The following is a 16,679-nucleotide window of genomic DNA, read 5'->3' as shown; positions in this document are numbered from 1 at the left end:
GCCCGCCATGCCCGCACGCATCTACCAACGCCCGAAGAACGCCATGCAGTCTGGCAAGGCGCTTACCGACCAGTGGATCCTCGAATTCGAGCAGTCCGAGGCGCGCAAGCCCGATCCGCTCATGGGCTGGACCGGCAGCGGCGACACGCAGGCGCAGGTCGTGCTGAAGTTCGCCACGTGCGAGGAGGCCCAGGCCTACGCGGCGAAGTACGGGATTCCTGCGCGGGTCCACGCGACGCCGTCCAGAACGCTCAAGCTGCAGGCCTACGCCGATAATTTTCGGTGAGTTGATTTATCCAGCATCCCCCGCCATATGCGCCGCCGGGAGTCGGTCGGACGCTTGCGTCCGCCAACCTGGTCAGGTCCGGAAGGAAGCAGCCACAACGGGTTGCGGCGGGTCGGCCGGCTCCTCTTTTCTTCCCATCATCCACATGACTTTCGGCGCGCCAGCCCCTAGCTTCGGCGCATGACCGATTCCGGGGACATGTACGGCGACACGCCCGCTGAAGGCACGCAGGATTCGCCTCCCAGCGCCGCCGATCTCGAGGCTGCGGGCCAGAGCGCGATGTTCGGCGATCCGGCGCCGGCCGCGCCGCCACCGCCGTCCGCGAAGCCCGTCGATTCGGCGGCGCAGCCCTATCGCGTGCTGGCCCGCAAGTACCGGCCGCAGACCTTCAGCGAGCTGATCGGGCAGGAACCGATGGTGCGCACGCTCGCCAATGCGATCAAGCGCGACCGGCTGGCGCATGCGTTCCTGATGACCGGCGTGCGCGGAGTCGGCAAGACCTCGACCGCGCGGCTGATCGCCAAGGCGCTCAACTGCATCGGTCCAGATGGGCAGGGCGGTCCGACGATCGATCCGTGCGGGCAGTGCGAGCCTTGCACGGCGATCGCAGAGGGCCGTCACATCGACGTGATCGAGATGGACGCCGCGTCCAACACCGGCGTCGATGACGTGCGCGAGATCATCGAGGCGGTGCGCTACGCAGCGGTCTCGGCGCGCTACAAGATCTATATCATCGACGAAGTCCACATGCTGTCCCGCAACGCTTTCAATGCTTTGCTGAAGACACTTGAGGAACCTCCTAGTCATGTGAAGTTCCTCTTCGCGACCACCGAGGTCGAGAAGCTGCCGGTCACCGTGCTAAGCCGCACCCAGCGTTTCGACTTGCGGCGCATTCCGGCGGAACTGCTCGAACAGCACTTCGCCAGCATCTGCCGGCAGGAGAGCGTCGAAGCGGAGCCCGAGGCACTGCACCTGATCGCCGCTGCAGCGGAAGGCTCGGTGCGCGACGGGCTGTCGATCCTCGACCAGGCGATCGCCCATGCCGACCTCGATACCGAGGGCAAGGTGACGGCTGGCCGCGTGCGCGACATGCTGGGCCTGGCCGATCGCGGGGCGCAGCGACGGCTCTTCGCCTGTCTGCTGGAAGGCGACCCGCAGGGCCTGCTCGCGGCGCTCGCGGACCAGTATGCGCTGGGGGTCGAACCGCTTGCCCTGATGCGCGCGCTGATGGACCTCACCAACAAGATAACCGTGACGCAGGTCGGCGGCAGCGGCGCGGATGCGCCGACCGCCGAGGAGCGCGCGGTGATCGAGGACTGGGCGGCGCGGCTCTCGCCGGGCCAACTCCACCGCCTCTGGCAGCTTCTGCTGCGCGGCTACGACGAGGTGAAAGGTGCGCCCGACCCGTTGGTCGCGGCGCAGATGGCGCTCTTGCGGACGCTTCATGCCTCCGACATGCCCGACCCGGGTACGCTGGCGAAGAAGCTGGAGGAAGTCGCTGCTCGGGCCGCATCGGCGGCACCGGCCGCTTCGTCCTCGGACGGTTCCTCGGCGCCGGTGGCCACCGCACCGAAGGTCGACTGGGCGGAGCTCGTGAGCCGCATCGAGCGGGAGGGCGGATCGCTCCACCTCGCTTCGCGTTTGCGCATGCAGGTGCGCCCGGTCGAGATCGGCACGGACCGGCTGGTCTTTGCGCAGGCGCCGGGCTTTTCCGAAGATCTCGGACCCGAGCTGCGCCAGGCGCTGCTCGAATTGACCGGGAACCGCTGGCAAGTCGAGCAGGTGGCCGAAGGCGGTGAGCCGACGCTGGTCGAGCGCGATCAGGCCGAAAGGGCGGACGCGGACGCGAAAATGCGCGCGCACCCTCTGGTAGAGGCGACTTTTAACGCCTTTCCCGACGCAGAATTCATCGCTGACGATGATGTGAACAGCCCCCCGTGGAGACACCGCGCATGAAATCGATGGAAGAGATGCTGGCCGCCGCGCAGAAGGCCGCCGAAACGATCCAGCAGCAGATGGGCGACGCCCAGGCCAAGCTCGACAGCCTAGAGGTCGAGGGTGTCGCGGGCGGCGGCCTAGTCAGGATTCGCGCGACGGCCAAGGGCCGCATTCTTTCGGTCTCGATCGACGACAGCCTGATCGTGCCCGACGACAAGCAGATGCTCGAAGACCTCGTCACGGCCGCGTTCAACGACGCGCGGGGCAAGGCCGATCGGGTCGCGGGTGAGGAGATGGCCAAGATCCAGTCGGGCATGGGTCTGCCGCCCGGCCTCGACATCCCGGGCTTCAGCTGACCGGTTAATTCGGCCCTCATCGGGACATGCGTGGTTAACCGCATTTAACCTGCTCCCAGGATCGGGCATCGTCGCGCGATGACTGCCCGGCCCATGGCAATCGCGACCCTTGCGGCAACCCTTGCGCTGGCAGCGCCGGTGTGCGCCGAAGAGCGGTCCGCGACGATGCGGGTCTCGCTCGTCATTCGGCCGAGCTGCTCGGTCAGTGCAAGCCCGATGACATTCGATGCAAGCGAGGGGTCCGGCGCGGACGCCGAATCGCGCATCGCGGTCGCCTGCAATGGCGAGGTGCCTTTCGCCGTCGCGCTCGACGGCGGGCATAACGAGGCGGGTTCGCAGCGGCGGCTGGCAGGGGTGAGCGGATTCGTGCCCTACACGATCTTCATGGACCCTGCCCGACAGCGGCCATGGGATCGGGAGACGGCCGTGCCGGCGGTGACCTCGAACGGGTTGCATCACCTGACGGCATATGGCCGGGTCGATGGCGAGGCGACGGTTGGGGCGGGGGGATCCTACACCGACACGGTGACCGTTACCGTCGCGTTCTGAGGCGCGCCCGTCCACAGCCGCGATTACCGCGGGATTGCACCCCCGACAGGGCGACCCCATATCCCGCATCCAGGACGGATTTACCCATGAACCAGCTTTTTCCCTTGCTTCCCCTTCGCGACATCGTGGTCTTCCCCGGCCAGGTCGTCTCCCTGTTCGTCGGTCGCACCAAGTCGGTCGCCGCGCTCGAGGCGGCGATGGAAGGCGACAAGGACATTTTCCTCCTCGCCCAGCTCGATCCGGCGACCGACGATCCCACCGACGACGAACTCTACGATGTCGGCGTCGTCGCGCAGGTGCTCCAGCTGCTCAAGATGCCCGACGGCACCGTTCGCGTGCTCGTCGAGGGCGGATCGCGTGCCCAGCTCGTCGCCATGCGGCCGGAGAACGGGTTCGTCGTCGCCGAAGTCGAGGTGAAGCAGGCCGAGACGGCATCGGGCAGCGAAGTCGTGGCGACGATGCGCCAGGTGGTCGAACAGTTCGGCGAATATGCCAAGCTCAACAAGAAGCTCGGTGAGAATGCCGGTCAGGATCTCTCGGAGATCGACGACGCAGGCGACCTGGCCGACGTGATTGCCGCAGCGCTCCAGGGGAAGGTCAGCGACAAGCAGGCCTTGCTGACCGAACCCAGCCCGCTGAAGCGGCTCGAGATGGTCATGGCGATCATGGAGGGCGAGCTTTCGGTCCTGCAGGTCGAGCGAAAGATCCGCGGCCGCGTGAAACGGCAGATGGAGAAGACGCAGCGCGAATATTACCTCAACGAGCAGTTGAAGGCGATCCAGAGCGAACTGGGTGGCGGCGACGGTGAGGACGGCGACGAGATCGCCGAACTCACCGAGAAGATTGCCAAGCTGAAGCTCAGCAAGGAAGCGCGCGCCAAGGCCGAGAGCGAGCTCAAGAAGCTCAAGACCATGCAGCCGATGAGCGCCGAGGCGACCGTCATCCGCAATTACCTCGACGTGCTTCTCGGGCTGCCGTGGGGCAAGAAGTCGAAGCTGAAGCGCGACATCGCCAAGGCGCAGGCGATCCTCGACGAGGATCACTACGCGCTGGAGAAGGTCAAGGACCGGATCGTCGAATACCTCGCGGTCCAGGCGCGCACCAACAAGCTCAAGGGGCCGATCCTGTGCCTCGTCGGACCTCCGGGCGTGGGCAAGACGAGCCTGGGCAAGTCGATCGCCAAGGCGACGGGGCGCGAATTCGTGCGCCAGTCGCTGGGCGGCGTGCGCGACGAGGCCGAAATTCGCGGCCACCGCCGCACCTACATCGGCAGCCTTCCCGGCAAGATCGTCTCAAACCTCAAGAAGGCCGGCACCAGCAACCCGCTGTTCCTGCTCGACGAGATCGACAAGCTCGGTCAGGATTTCCGCGGCGACCCCGCCTCGGCACTGCTCGAGGTGCTCGACCCCGAGCAGAACAACAAGTTCCAGGATCACTACCTCGAACTCGACCTCGATCTCAGCGACATCATGTTCGTGACCACCGCGAACAGCCTCAACCTGCCGCAGCCCCTGCTCGACCGGATGGAGATCATCCGCCTCGAGGGATACACCGAGGACGAGAAGGTCGAGATCGCCGAGCGCCACCTGATCCCCAAGCAGATCGAGGCGCATGGCCTGAAGTCCGGTGAATTCACCCTCACCACCGAGGGCCTGCGCGACCTGATCCGCTACTACACGCGCGAAGCAGGCGTGCGCACGCTCGAGCGCGAGATTGCGCGCCTGGCACGCAAGAGCTTGCGCAAGATCCTGGAGAAGCAGGCGACCGAGGTCGTCGTAACGCCCGAAAACCTTGGCGACTTCGCCGGCGTGCGCAAATTCAAGCACGGCATGTCGGAGGAAGAAGCGCAGGTCGGCGCGGTCACGGGCCTGGCCTGGACGGAGGTCGGCGGCGAGCTGCTCACGATCGAGAGCGTCACCACGCCCGGCAAGGGCGAGATCAAGACCACCGGCAAGCTCGGCGAAGTCATGACCGAAAGCGTCGCCGCCGCCTTCAGCTTCGTAAAGGCGCGCGCGCCGGCCTACGGCATCCGCCCGAGCCTGTTCCAGCGCAAGAACATCCACATCCACCTGCCCGAAGGCGCCGTGCCCAAGGACGGGCCGAGCGCGGGCGTGGGTATGGTCACCTCGATCGTGTCGACCTTGTCGGGTGTGCCGGTGCGCCCCGACGTGGCGATGACCGGCGAGGTCACGTTGCGTGGCCGTGTACTGGCGATCGGCGGTTTGAAGGAGAAACTTCTCGCGGCGCTGCGCGGCGGCATCAAGACCGTCCTCATCCCCGAAGAGAACGTCAAGGACCTCGCCGAGATTCCGCAGAACATCAAGGACGGGCTCGAGATCGTGCCGGTCGCGCATGTCGACCAAGTCCTCGAACGCGCGCTGACGGCACCCCTAGAATCGATCGATTGGAGCGACGCCGACGACCTGGCCAGCCAGCCCGGACCGGCTACCCCTGGCGAGGGCGCAACGGCGCACTGACCCCCGGATTCCGTTGCGGAATCCGCGGTCAGGCCGATCCGTGTCCCCGAAAGGGACGGGGTGGGGCGGATTGCATCCGCCATCGCCCGATTAATCTTTGACTCGGGCGGCAAAAGTCATTCAAGTCCGCGCTTTCATCATCATGGCGATTCTGCGGAGTCGCGTGCGGTCGCTCGCAGTTGCAAGGGGGAAGGAATGAACAAGAACGATCTCATCGGGTCGGTCGCGGAGACCGCGGGGCTCTCGAAGAGCGACGCGGCAAGCGCGGTCGAAGGCGTTTTCGATGCGATCACCGCCGCCCTCAAGAAGGGCGACGAAGTTCGCCTGGTCGGCTTCGGTACGTTCACGGTCGCCCGCCGCAAGGCTTCCACCGGGCGTAACCCGCGCACCGGCGAGCCGATGAAGATCAAGGCGTCCAACCAGCCCAAGTTCAAGGCCGGCAAGGTCCTCAAGGATTCCGTGAACTGAATCCGGCGCCGGACCGGTCCGGCTCCACCCCGGTTTCTATTCCAACCTGATCAGCGCTGTCGGGGCCGCCTTGGTGCGGGCGTTGATGGTCCAATCGAGCTTCCGACCTCCGGCGACGATTTCAGGGCCGGTGTCGGTATTGTTGGCGAGAATTTCGCCATCGGTCACGATGGTCAGCTTGCCGTCGATCTTCGGCAATGTCGGTCCCTTCGTATCGCCTTCCGTGCTGCCGAGCGGCATCCCGCCCATTCCGGCCAGCATTCCCTGAAACGGGTTGCCGCTTGCTTGCGGCGCGAAACCCGGGGCTTCGATCCGCACCGTGCCGTCTGCGCGCCGTGTCAGTGCGACGAAGTGGTTGACCATCGGAAACCCCTCCATGGTCGGGAACTGGAAGTCGTGTTCGATCCGTCCGCTAAGCGCGAAGCTGACGTCGAACAGCCCGTCGCCCTTGTGCTCCACGCGCTTCCAGCCGCGCTGGCGGCGCAGCTTTGCCGCGAGTTCTTCGGCCGCGGCGGGATCGGAAGGATCGATCCCGCCCAGCATCGCGCGGGCTGCTTCTTCCTCCTGCCGCTTGTTTTCTGCGCGCTCGGCCGCCGATTGTTCCCAGACCTTGCGCTGCTCGGCGAGTTCAGCGGGGGTGCACTCGCGCGGCACGAGCTCGTCGTCGTAGCATTCGTCCGCGACGAATTCGTCGGATGCCGATTTGTCCCCCATTCGCGTGAGCTTGCTCAGCGCCATCAGGTGGATCTCGCCGTCGTAGCTGAAGGTGAAGGCCCCGTCCTTGCGCAAATCGAGTGTCGAGGTGAACCTGCCCGGCCACAACAGGCAGCCGGTGAGCAAAACGGCAAGACCAATGACCGTGATGGCGCGCGCGGTCGACCTGACATGGAACATCGATACGACTCTCCCCGGCTTGTTACCTCTTGCGCGTGGCTATCGCATAGAGCGCGACTGCCGCCGCATTCGATACGTTCAGGCTTTCCATGGAATCCGATATCGGCAGCCGGGCCAGTGCATCGCAGTGCCCGGCGATGTTGTGGCGCATGCCTTCGCCCTCGGCCCCGAGTACGAGCGCAATCGGCCCGGTCGGCAAGGCCTCTGCCAGGGTCGTCTCCGCTTCCCCAGCAAGCCCGATCCGCCAGTATCCGGCTTCCGCCAGTTCATCGAGCGCGCGGGCCAGATTGACCACGCGGACCCATGGCACCGTCTCCAGCGCCCCGCTCGCCGATTTGGCGACGACGCCCGATTCGGGCGGAGCGTGGCGATCCTGGGTGACGATCGCTGCAGCGCCGAATGCCGCCGCCGAGCGCAATATCGCTCCGACGTTGTGCGGATCGGTGACCTGGTCGAGCACGAGGACGGGCGCGTCGCTATCCCCGACGACATCTTCCAGGAAGACGTCGTCGAGCGGGGCGCATTCCAGCACCAGACCCTGGTGGGGGGCATCGCGCGCGACGAGCCGGGCGAGATCGGCCCCATCGGCCCACTCGACCGGGAAGTCGCTCGGCAGTTCACCGTCGAGCGATGCCACGCCTTCACGGGTGGCCCAGAGCTTGCGGTGGCTGCGCTCGGGGTTCTTGAGCGCGGCCTCGACCGCATGCCTGCCCCAGAGCCGCACCTGGCCCGTGCTCGCGCGGCCCGAGCCGCGTCCGCCCTGCATCCGTCCCGCCCGTCCGCGCATCGCGCGTTTGCGTTCGCCTTTCGCCATGATCCGCCCCCTGCCAGCAGGGCCATTGACAGGCAAGCGTCCCTTCGCCATTGCGCGCCTTCCTCGGCCGGCCGGCCCCTCATCGGGGTCATTCTCAACCGGAACGGCAGGCCCTGTGTGGACAGGTGGCCGAGTGGTTAAAGGCAGCAGACTGTAAATCTGCCCGCGCAAGCGTACGCTGGTTCGAATCCAGCCCTGTCCACCACAGCCTTCCAAGATATTGGAATGGCTGAAAAACAGCAGAAAAGCAGTGGCTTGGCGACGACTGGGTGCTACAATCGTAGTATGAAGGACGAGCCGTTGTACCTCCAAAAAAACCCCCACGGCGTGTACGATTACCGCCGCCCCATCGTCGCCGAGGACCAGACCTTTTGGCGGGGGCCGAATGGCGCTCCTAAGAAAGAATGGAGCCGCTCGCTCCGAACCAAGGACCGGCGCGAGGCCATTTCCCGCCTTGCCGATGCAGCGGACCTGTTCGACGCGGAACGTGATGCTCAGCTTGCGCGGCACAGAGCCGAAGCAGCCCCAGAGAGGGCCATGGAAAGCGACAGGGAGCGCGAGGAGCGGGAAGCGGCCAAGGCAGCTCTAGCCGCCCAACAGGCGCGACGCGACGCTCGCCGAGAGCTGCGGATTGAGAAGCGCCGGCGCGCTCGAATGAGCACGGCCGAACTATCGCCGGAGGAGGCCGCTTGGCATGATCTCTTGCAGGAGCGAGAGGCGGAGCTGGCGGAGCTTCGGCAGGCCATTGATGGGCAGCGCGGGGCTAATGCGGCGCTCGGAGGGCGCAATGTGCCACCGCACGCGGCTGGTAGCTTCGAAGGAACTGTCAGCGACCTCATCGCCGCGTACGAGGCGGACAAGGCCCCCAGTTGGAGCGGCTCAAGCAAAAAGGCGGTCCAGCCGGTGTTTCGCGTTCTGCGCGATGAACTGGGAAACCGTGCGGTGGACGGCGTCAACCGGCAAGACGCGCGGGACCTAGTGAAGCTGGTGGAGCTGCTTCCCACACAAATCGGGAAGCGGCGCGAACTAGCTGGCCTTCCAATACGCGAGGCGGTTACGAAGGGCGGGAAGCTGGGGCTGCCGACCATCAAGCCCAAAACGGTCAACGATGTGTACCTCATACATATCGCGGCTATGTTCAACTGGGCGGTCAAGGAGCAGTGGATCGCCTCCAGCCCGTTTGTCGGCTTGCAGGTCCATGACCCTGTTGACGACGCCGACAGGCGAGACGCCTTCACCGCGGAGCAGCTCAAGACGCTGTTCTCCAGCGGGCCTTGGGGCGAGCCTTGGACGCCCAACGCTGGCCGTGTGGGCGATTATTGGGTCCCCTTGCTTTGCCTGTTTCACGGCTTTCGGAACGGCGAAGCGGCTGGCGTGCGGGTAGAGGACGTTGGCGAGGAGGGCGGTGTACCGGTGGTTCGCATAACGGAGTACGACGGGCGCACCATCAAAACGACCGGCTCTCGCGGTACGTTGCCGGTACACCCCGAACTGCTGCGTATGGGATTTCTGGATTACGCCGCAGCGCGCAGGGCTGCAAAGGAAACGCTGTTGTTCCCTGAAGGTGTCACGAACTCGCGTGGCCAGACGGGTGCCAAGCTGGCCGAGAGGTTCAGCAAGCACGTGAAGCGACTGGGCTTCACTGGGCGCAAGCTGGGGATGCACTCGTTTCGGCACAACTTTGAGGATCGGCTGCGCGCGGCGGAGCTGCCCGATAGGACGGCCCTTGCATTGGCGCGAAGGGCAGAGGCCGGGTCGAGCCGCATCTACGGCGACGGCTTGTCGGCTCGCCAGAAGGCGGTGGCGCTGTCCAAGGTGGAATACCGCGGACTGTCGCTGTCGCACCTCTACAAGACCGACGGACCCCGCCTTATTTAAGTCAATGCCGCGGCTTCCTCTACCATGCTTTCCGCGTGATGCAGCGCAAGTGCGGCGATTTCCTTGGCCGTGCTCCCTTTGATCGGTTGGCCCGCGTGTTCTTTGGGGAGATAGTAAGTCACGCCACGATCAACCACCGCGTTGAGCAATACCTCGTTCTCATGGATTGTTACGTCCTTCATCCCGGAACTTTCTGGAACGGGTTTACCTTGTGCGTCGAATTTGAAACCCATGAACGCGGGTATCCCGGCGTCGCTAACTTTGCCGGAGATTGCCCAGGTAGCTTGTGACGCGGCCTTTTGAATCGTGTGCTCGCCAACGTTACGAGCATGATGAAGGTATTTCAGCAAATCATCTGACTTTCGCTCCGCTCGCTTGGTCTGAAACCAGTCCTTCGATTCAGGAGCAGACTTCGCCGCCTGCTCCAGTTTCGAATAGATGGTGCCGTGGAATTGCAGAAAATCGAGCCAAGCGGACACCCGATCCTTCGTTGGCGCAGATGACGCGATAACAGCCGCCGCGGCCTGCAAACGCGCAAGGCGCTCCTTCACTTGCTCAAGTCCAGATTGATCCATCGTACGACCCCACCTAGCGAGAAGATTATCGCGGTTTGCGGCTCTCGCGGTTCGGTCATTTAAGAGAAGTTTTGAAAGCGGAAAGGGGCAGCCAATTTTTTAGCCGCCTTTCCCTCTTTCTTACTCCTCCTCCCCTAGCTCAACTAACGCCGCTATGAACGCCTGAAGATACGGCAGGTTGCTATTAGGCAGTGACCGAAAAACCTTGTCCGATCGTTTTGGCCAAGCCGCGGAACTGGTCGATTGACTGCCCCGCTCCGCGCGTCCACGCAATTAGTTGGTCGCTCTGCCTATCACGGGCACGTTAGCTAAAGTCCGGCAGAGGGCATCAGGGACGCGACTGTTACGTTTAGTGCCCTTGCAACTCGCGCAACGTTCAGCACGCTCACATTGCGCTCCTCGCGTTCGATCTTCCCCATGTGGCTTCGGTCGATTCCAGCGGCGTCTGCAGGTCGCACCGTCTGCCAAGTCGTCCAGGCTGAACTCGTGGACCTTCTGATCGGTGTTGGTCCAGTTCGTGTGGACGCGAAACCGGTCCATGTCCGACACGATCAAGAGCGGGGGGTTCTCCAGCGCGATAGCTCCGGTTGCCGTTCGATCAGATATGCGAGGACATTGCCGGGGACGGCGCGGAAACCTGCGATGGTGTGCTGCGAGGGAGTAGTGCCGTTCGTGCGGTGGTCCCACTTGGGCGCGGTCCAAGTCACCATGTAGGTGTTCTGGAGGACGCTGTTAAAATGCTGGGGCGAACGTGTCTCGATGCGAATGTCGGAGATGCCTGCGAAACGCGCCTCAAGAGCGGCGGCTTGGGCCTCGGCCTCTGCTCGGTCGCTTTCCGCGCGCGCAGCCTCGTACTCGGCAGTGAGCTGCTCAATGCGCTTGTCGGCAGTCTTGAGGCGCTGGGCCAAGGCTAGGTCTTTCTGGGCCGCCTCAAGATCGGCGAGGACGGCGGAGGGGGTACGGGTCAATTCGTGTTCCTTGTGTGTGTGTGTGTGCGGGCGCAAATCGGCTCGCGGCGGGGGTTCATTTTCAGGTCGGGTAGTGCAGCAGTCACGCGATGCGGATGCCGGGGGTGCGGAAGGATGATCCCATGCTTCTAGCTTGGCGGCGGCCAGTATCCACGGGACCAAGGGGCGCGGCCTTTGGCTTCGTTGGACAACACACCTCGCAGCAGCAAACGTCAGCGATGCGGGTGCCAGCGAGAGACGCGTGGAATCACACGTGAGGCAGCGGATCGTGCCTGCTGGAAATCGCGGCGGCGCGGAGGATGAGCGCAGGGCGAAACCGTTGCACATGGTTGTCCAACTGTACCGGACGGGACGGTCGCAGAGTCGGCGCCTTTGGTTTCCTCGTGACCGCTTTCCGGGTTCGCTTGGGGGCGCGAGCCTTCCGTTCCATATCGGCGAGCTTCGCGGCCGTTTCAGGTGCAAGAGACTTGGCGTAACCCGGGGTTGGGTCAGCCGACACGGGAGCGGTTCTCGTTCCGGGAGGCGTGGTAGGCTTCACGGTCATGGGTCATGAAGTCCCGGTTTTCGACTACCGAGGCAAGGCAATCCTTGGCCCAGAGCGGAATGCGTTGGTGGGTCGCCCTTAGAATACCGCGGAACACTTCGCGCCGCTGGTGGCGGCTCACGATGTAGTAGCGGGCGTGGTCGCCTACGGAACCCGGCAGGGCCAAGGCGGGTGCCGATATGATGTAATATCGCCAAGCGGTCGGGATCGCCCCGAGATAGGCGGCGAGGTTTGCCCCGCCGATGTCTGGCGTGGAGGGGAGGTAGTTCATGGATGTCCTTGTCAGATAATGGCGAGTGGGCCGCTGCCGTCCGTGGCCGGAGCCGGGTCGAGTGGTCGTCGAGTTAGTGCGTTGATGCGAGCAGAGAGGCCAAGCTGCGCGGCCGGGGCCAGTTCTCTTAGGAGACTTTCGCGCGGTTCGTTCGCTTGGGGCCATGATCATCGATGGTCGACAGAATTTGAACGAGGACGTGGTCGTGGTCTTCCTCCAGGGTCAGACCATGGAATTGGCGCCCCAGATGCCAGTCGCTCGTGTGCAGGATGCGCATTAATCAATCCTCGAATCTTAATATGTATAAAATTTATATAGACAGTAAAGAGGGAGTCAAGTAGCGTCCAGCCCGATGAATGGTTCCAAGCTCAAACCGGCGATGTTCGCCCGACTGGTCTATCTCGATCAATGCCTGTCGTGGCGTGGGCAGGTGAACCGTAGGGACCTGATTGAGCGGTTCGGCATTTCCTCCCCTCAAGCCGCGATCGATTTCAGGGAATATCTGGAGCGGGTAGCAGACCCGAAGCCGACCTATGACACGGTCCGTAAATGCTATGTGGCCGATCGAAGGCATGCAGGGCTGCCGTTCCCGCACGATATAGGCTCGCCCGATCAACTTATTACAGGCACCGTTCCGGGCAACTACTCCCGCCTGCCGTCACCCGTTCGGCAATGTCCGCCTTTCATTATGCGCCAGCTTTATCAAGCAATCGAACAGAAGTTGAAGATTGAAATCGACTATGTCTCGATGTCGAGCGGGCTGCGCCTGAACCAATGGATCGCGCCGGCTCATTTTGCATCGGACGGTGAGCGACTGCATGTCCGGGCATGGAGTCTCCACCATCGGGAATGGCGTGACTACCTTCCCGTACGCGTACTGCCTGAAAGCAGCTTTTCAGCCGCGCCGATTGGCGAGAAGCTTCCACGAGATGTTGATTGGGAAGAATTGGTTGAGATACGCCTCAGGCCATTGAGCAGTCTGTCGGATGCGCAGAAGGCGGCTGTACGACTGGAATACGGTTTCACTGAGGATGTCCTGAGCTTTCAGGTTCGAAGGTCGCTGGAGTTCTACATCGAGAGGCGTTGGGGGCTCAATCGATCGGGAGCGCGATTGGAACGGTGCTAGGTTCTGGCGGGCGTGAAATTTGCCTGCCATCAGTTTAGAGGTGACCATGGCAGGAAACACAACCATTGCTCCGCGCGCATGGGCCGAAGCAGTCGCAAAACCCGAAATCGACGAGGTGCGAAGCCTGAGATCGGGGTTCGTGCTCGATGTCCGGCGCCTGATCCGTGCATTCCGGTACGAGCGTGCAATCCTGCTGCGTCAGGGGCTCAAATCACTGGTAAAAAGAGGCGAAGCACGCTTGGTTTGCGCGACTTGCGGTGTTCCGGTCTATCTCGCATGCAGCACGAGCAAACGCTTCTTCTTCCGGCATCGCCATGAAAATGGCTCCTGCCCGGCAGTCACCCGCACAAGCCTGACCGAAGCCGAAATCAGGGCCATGAAATATCGGGGAACGCAGGAAAGCGATGCGCACAAGCGGATTAAGGCGCTTGTCCTGAGAAGTCTCTCTGCCGATCATCGGTTTACGGACCTGCTCGGCGAACAAACATGGCGATCGAGCGAAGGCCTGGCAGGCTTGCGTCGCCCTGACGTATCTGCCCGGCGTGAAGACTTGCGTCTCGCCTTTGAAGTTCAGCTGAGTACCACCTTCCTCGATGTCGTGCTATGCCGGAGAGAATTCTATCGCACGGAACGCGCGGCGCTTGTCTGGGTCCTGCCGAACTTTCACCCCAACTATCGCCGCATGACAGATGATGACATTCTGTTCGCGAACAACTCCAACATTTTTGTGGTCGATGAAAGCACTGCGGAGGCATCAGAGGCAACCGGCTCATTCATGATGAAGTGCTGGCACCGCAAGCCGGGCATCGATGGTGACAGCATTGTCGACGAGTGGGTACAACGCTTGGTCAGCTGGGACGAGATCGAGGTCGATGTCGATCTGCAGACTGTCCAGGCATTCGATTATTCGCTCGAGGCTGCCAATCTAGCCGAGGAGATCAAGGCGGCAAAGCTTGCCCGAATCGCCACCGAACGAGCCACTGTCGAACAGGCCAGAATCGCGTTTGAAGATGATCTGCGGCAGCAGGTGTTGAGTCTGGTTCTCGATGACTGCGCCGATAACGACTTTATGAATCGCCACGACCGATGGCTCGACCTGAACGATCGCCTTCTGGCGTTAAATTATGGCCTCGAGGGAAAATATCCGGACCTCATGAAGGTCAGCCGGATCGTCCATCTGATTGAAACCGCGAGGGCGGGAAAGCCGGTTGGTTTCAATTACAAAAATCTTGCCGAGATCGGTCATCACATTTTCCATCAGCACCCCGACCTGTTTCTGGCCTACGGCTTCTTGCTGCGCGCATTTGGAACGAAGGATATTTTCGACCGCGATGACCGGACCGGGAGGCTAGCAGCGAAAATCCGGGATGAGCGGAACAATTTCCGAAGCGACCCCAAATATGCGATGGGTGAAGATGAGGAACGCCTTTGTGCATTTTTGTCGCGAGGTGCATCGCGGTCATCCTACATGGCTAATGACAACCTCAACTCAAATGGCAAGGAAGCAGCTTAACACCGCGAGCACTTGTTTCGCGGTGCACCCAAGCTACCGCAAACATCGACTTTCTGGTCTTGCGTTCTCGGTCGTTGCCTGATCGAAGGTCCGCTTCTCATGCCAAGATGCCGGAAAGCAGCCATTCCGCTCTCGGCCCAAGTCCTGCCGCTACAAGGCTCGGCCAAACCAGATAACCCGGCCCACCACGTGAACCTCCGACCGATCCATGTCGTGCCAGGTAGGGTAAGCCGGATTGTCGCTGGCAATGGTGATCTGGCGACCACCTGGTTTGATAGCGATACGCTTCACGACGAGGGTATCATCAGAGCGAAGGACGTAGATCCCGTCTCGCAGCCGCGAGCCGTGATCTGAAGCATCGACCAGGACCTCGTCGCCATCGCTGAGAGTGGGCTCCATCGAGTCACCCTTTACGCCAACGATCGACAGGCTAGCGCTCTTGGCCGACGTCAGGTGCCGCAGCCACCGCTCGTCGAACCCGAACATGGTGTGTGCAGTCTCACTGGCAGCTACCGCGCCGAACCCGGCAGATGCTTCCACATCGAGAACGGGGATCTCGACCATACCATCATTGACCGGATTGGCGGGACCGCCGAGCACTTGCTCATCGACGCCGAAGAAGCAGGCGAGTGTCTTTCGGTCTTCGTCATCGAGCTTTCGCGGTGAACCGCGCTTGATGAATTGCTGCACATAGGCGGGGTTGCGGCCGAGCAACTCAAACGCTGAGACTCACCCGGCCACAGCGGGGTACGCGGGCCAAGCCGCTGCGAGATGTCCCAGATGCGGCGGCCATCCATCGCTATTTGCCCTCGATCGCGCCGGGGCGCATTTTCGTGCGCATGGTCCAGAGTTCGGGGAAGAAGCGCAGGTCGAGCGCCTTGGCGAGATAGCCGACACCCGCAGAGCCGCCAGTCCCGGCGCGCTCGCCGATAACCCGCGCGACGGTCTTCATGTGTTTGAACCGCCATTCCTGGAAGTAGTATTCCAGCGCCACGACCTTTTCCGCGAGGCTGTAGAGCGGCCAATGCTTCTCCACATCGGTATAGATGGCGAGCCATGCATCTTCGACCTCGGCAATTGGCTCGTAAGGTTTGGACCAGTCGCGCTCGAGGTGGTCGGCAGGAATGTCGAAGCCTTGGCGCGCCAGCAGCGCGAGCAATTCGTCATAGAGCGAAGGTTCGTCGAGCGCAGCTTCGAGCCGCATCCGCGCCTCGTCGCCATCGTTGTGGATCATCACGAAGTCAGGTCGCTTGGCGCCCATGCGAAATTCCAGTTCGCGATATTGCTGCGACTGGAAGCCCGATGCCTTGCCGAGGTATCCGCGAAAGGTAAGGAACTCATGCGGGCTGAGCGTCGCCAGAACCTCCCACGAATTGACCATATGCTGCAGCACCGTCGCGATCCGGTCGAGCGTACGTTCGGCCTGCGGCAGGCGATCGGCGCGGATGTGCCCGGTCACTTCTTCCAATTCGTGCAGGACCAGCTTGATCCACAGCTCCATCGTCTGGTGCATGATGATGAAGAGCATTTCGTCGGGCTTGTCAGACGCCGGGGCCTGGCTCGCCAGAAGCTGGTCGGTGCGCAGATGGCGGGCGTACGTCAGGCGGCGATCCCACTGGACTGTCTCGCCATGGATTTCCGCTTCGAAGGTTTCCACTCCGTCTTCGAAAGTGGTCTTGATGGTCATTCCCGTTCCCCTGTACTCCAGACATGGATCAATGGGAGAATAAGGCGACTTAACATCGAGGAAGGTTTCGAAGAAAAATCGTCTGGAATCCCACAATGTTGAGTACTAGCTTCGTCACTTCGCAATTCGAAATCTCAAATCGTAATTCAGTTCGATCAGGCAAAACCATCCAATATTCATAGGCTCCAGTTTCGATTTGCCGGATTACCTCCCGGGCAACCTTTGGGGACCACATCTCCCCTGGATTGCATAGATGCGTGATATCCCCTGCCGCGTTTTTGCCAACACGTGTCGCGTACCGTTTAATCATGTTTCACCCTGTCGATTCTTAGGGT

18 protein-coding genes, 1 tRNA gene and 1 other RNA gene are annotated in these 16,679 nt (G+C 62.4%); 11 read left to right on the top strand and 9 right to left on the bottom strand.

The window, feature by feature from the left end; genetic code table 11:
* Positions 1 to 7: 7 nt before the first annotated feature.
* The 7 genes from A6F68_RS13165 to A6F68_RS13135 all read left to right on the top strand — a co-directional run bounded on the left by A6F68_RS13165 (position 8) and on the right by A6F68_RS13135 (position 6,074).
* Positions 8 to 286, top strand: a complete 279-nt coding sequence (locus A6F68_RS13165) for an ETC complex I subunit (RefSeq protein ID WP_067681037.1) — start codon at positions 8 to 10, stop codon at positions 284 to 286.
* 35 nt (positions 287 to 321) lie between these two features.
* Positions 322 to 416, top strand: an RNA gene (gene ffs / locus A6F68_RS13160) — signal recognition particle sRNA small type.
* Positions 417 to 466: 50 nt separating this feature from the next.
* On the top strand, positions 467 to 2,242 hold the full coding sequence (locus A6F68_RS13155; RefSeq protein WP_067681034.1) for a DNA polymerase III subunit gamma/tau: 1,776 nt from the start codon (positions 467 to 469) through the stop codon (positions 2,240 to 2,242).
* The gene (locus tag A6F68_RS13150; RefSeq protein WP_067682681.1) at positions 2,239 to 2,580 is read left to right on the top strand and encodes a YbaB/EbfC family nucleoid-associated protein; all 342 of its coding nucleotides are present in this window, start codon (positions 2,239 to 2,241) and stop codon (positions 2,578 to 2,580) included. The genes A6F68_RS13155 and A6F68_RS13150 overlap by 4 nt, the downstream gene beginning before the upstream one ends.
* 78 nt (positions 2,581 to 2,658) lie before the next feature.
* A complete protein-coding gene (locus tag A6F68_RS13145) occupies positions 2,659 to 3,129 on the top strand; it encodes a Csu type fimbrial protein (protein WP_067681031.1) in 471 nt (156 codons plus the stop codon).
* Between the two features lie 86 nt (positions 3,130 to 3,215).
* Positions 3,216 to 5,606: an endopeptidase La gene (gene lon, locus A6F68_RS13140; RefSeq protein WP_067681028.1), complete on the top strand. Its 2,391-nt coding sequence runs from the start codon at positions 3,216 to 3,218 to the stop codon at positions 5,604 to 5,606.
* 60 nt (positions 5,607 to 5,666) lie between these two features.
* Positions 5,667 to 6,074, top strand: coding sequence for an HU family DNA-binding protein (locus A6F68_RS13135; RefSeq protein ID WP_257784449.1), 408 nt, complete (start codon positions 5,667 to 5,669; stop codon positions 6,072 to 6,074).
* Between the two features lie 36 nt (positions 6,075 to 6,110).
* Here A6F68_RS13135 and A6F68_RS13130 read toward each other — a convergent pair whose 3' ends face one another.
* Complete coding sequence (locus A6F68_RS13130) at positions 6,111 to 6,968, bottom strand: hypothetical protein (protein ID WP_067681022.1); 858 nt, start codon at positions 6,966 to 6,968, stop codon at positions 6,111 to 6,113.
* Positions 6,969 to 6,990: 22 nt separating this feature from the next.
* Positions 6,991 to 7,782 carry a 23S rRNA (guanosine(2251)-2'-O)-methyltransferase RlmB gene (gene rlmB / locus A6F68_RS13125; RefSeq protein ID WP_067681019.1) on the bottom strand — a complete coding sequence of 264 codons (792 nt, stop codon included), beginning with the start codon at positions 7,780 to 7,782 and terminating at the stop codon, positions 6,991 to 6,993.
* Between the two features lie 119 nt (positions 7,783 to 7,901).
* On the opposite strand from rlmB, the gene A6F68_RS13120 reads away from it, so the two are divergent.
* Positions 7,902 to 7,987 (top strand) — tRNA-Tyr (locus A6F68_RS13120).
* 80 nt (positions 7,988 to 8,067) lie between these two features.
* Entirely contained in the window at positions 8,068 to 9,660 is a 1,593-nt protein-coding gene (locus A6F68_RS14780; protein ID WP_074428323.1) for a site-specific integrase, read from the top strand.
* Here the strand turns inward: A6F68_RS14780 and A6F68_RS13115 are convergent.
* The 5 genes from A6F68_RS13115 to A6F68_RS15090 form a co-directional block, all read right to left on the bottom strand.
* Positions 9,657 to 10,235: a hypothetical protein gene (locus tag A6F68_RS13115; protein ID WP_067681016.1), complete on the bottom strand. Its 579-nt coding sequence runs from the start codon at positions 10,233 to 10,235 to the stop codon at positions 9,657 to 9,659. The two genes, A6F68_RS14780 and A6F68_RS13115, sit on opposite strands and share 4 nt — an antisense overlap.
* A 308-nt stretch (positions 10,236 to 10,543) precedes the next feature.
* Positions 10,544 to 10,654 carry a hypothetical protein gene (locus A6F68_RS15095; protein ID WP_157096747.1) on the bottom strand — a complete coding sequence of 37 codons (111 nt, stop codon included), beginning with the start codon at positions 10,652 to 10,654 and terminating at the stop codon, positions 10,544 to 10,546.
* Between the two features lie 132 nt (positions 10,655 to 10,786).
* Positions 10,787 to 11,203, bottom strand: coding sequence for a hypothetical protein (locus A6F68_RS13110; RefSeq protein WP_067681013.1), 417 nt, complete (start codon positions 11,201 to 11,203; stop codon positions 10,787 to 10,789).
* A 488-nt stretch (positions 11,204 to 11,691) separates the two neighbouring features.
* Positions 11,692 to 12,018, bottom strand: coding sequence for a hypothetical protein (locus A6F68_RS13105; protein ID WP_067681010.1), 327 nt, complete (start codon positions 12,016 to 12,018; stop codon positions 11,692 to 11,694).
* A gap of 127 nt (positions 12,019 to 12,145) precedes the next feature.
* Positions 12,146 to 12,295, bottom strand: a complete 150-nt coding sequence (locus tag A6F68_RS15090) for a hypothetical protein (RefSeq protein ID WP_157096746.1) — start codon at positions 12,293 to 12,295, stop codon at positions 12,146 to 12,148.
* Between the two features lie 75 nt (positions 12,296 to 12,370).
* Here A6F68_RS15090 and A6F68_RS15085 point away from each other — a divergent pair, with 75 nt between their 5' ends.
* Positions 12,371 to 13,144, top strand: coding sequence for a BrxR family transcriptional regulator (locus A6F68_RS15085; protein ID WP_067681008.1), 774 nt, complete (start codon positions 12,371 to 12,373; stop codon positions 13,142 to 13,144).
* A gap of 46 nt (positions 13,145 to 13,190) precedes the next feature.
* Positions 13,191 to 14,657 (top strand): DUF6035 family protein, encoded by a 1,467-nt coding sequence (locus A6F68_RS13095; RefSeq protein ID WP_067681004.1) that lies wholly within the window; start codon positions 13,191 to 13,193, stop codon positions 14,655 to 14,657.
* Positions 14,658 to 14,807: 150 nt separating this feature from the next.
* On the opposite strand, the gene A6F68_RS13090 is transcribed toward A6F68_RS13095, so the two are convergent.
* The gene (locus A6F68_RS13090) at positions 14,808 to 15,371 is read right to left on the bottom strand and encodes a S24 family peptidase (RefSeq protein ID WP_232308151.1); all 564 of its coding nucleotides are present in this window, start codon (positions 15,369 to 15,371) and stop codon (positions 14,808 to 14,810) included.
* Positions 15,372 to 15,456: 85 nt separating this feature from the next.
* Positions 15,457 to 16,344 (bottom strand): tryptophan 2,3-dioxygenase, encoded by an 888-nt coding sequence (locus tag A6F68_RS13085; protein WP_067681001.1) that lies wholly within the window; start codon positions 16,342 to 16,344, stop codon positions 15,457 to 15,459.
* Positions 16,345 to 16,679 lie beyond the last annotated feature (335 nt).

Origin of the sequence: Tsuneonella dongtanensis (genome assembly GCF_001698205.1) — a bacterium.
Taxonomy (GTDB): domain Bacteria; phylum Pseudomonadota; class Alphaproteobacteria; order Sphingomonadales; family Sphingomonadaceae; genus Tsuneonella; species Tsuneonella dongtanensis.
The sequence above is the reverse complement of the archived record's forward strand: the minus strand, read 5'-3'. Positions and strand labels throughout refer to the sequence as shown.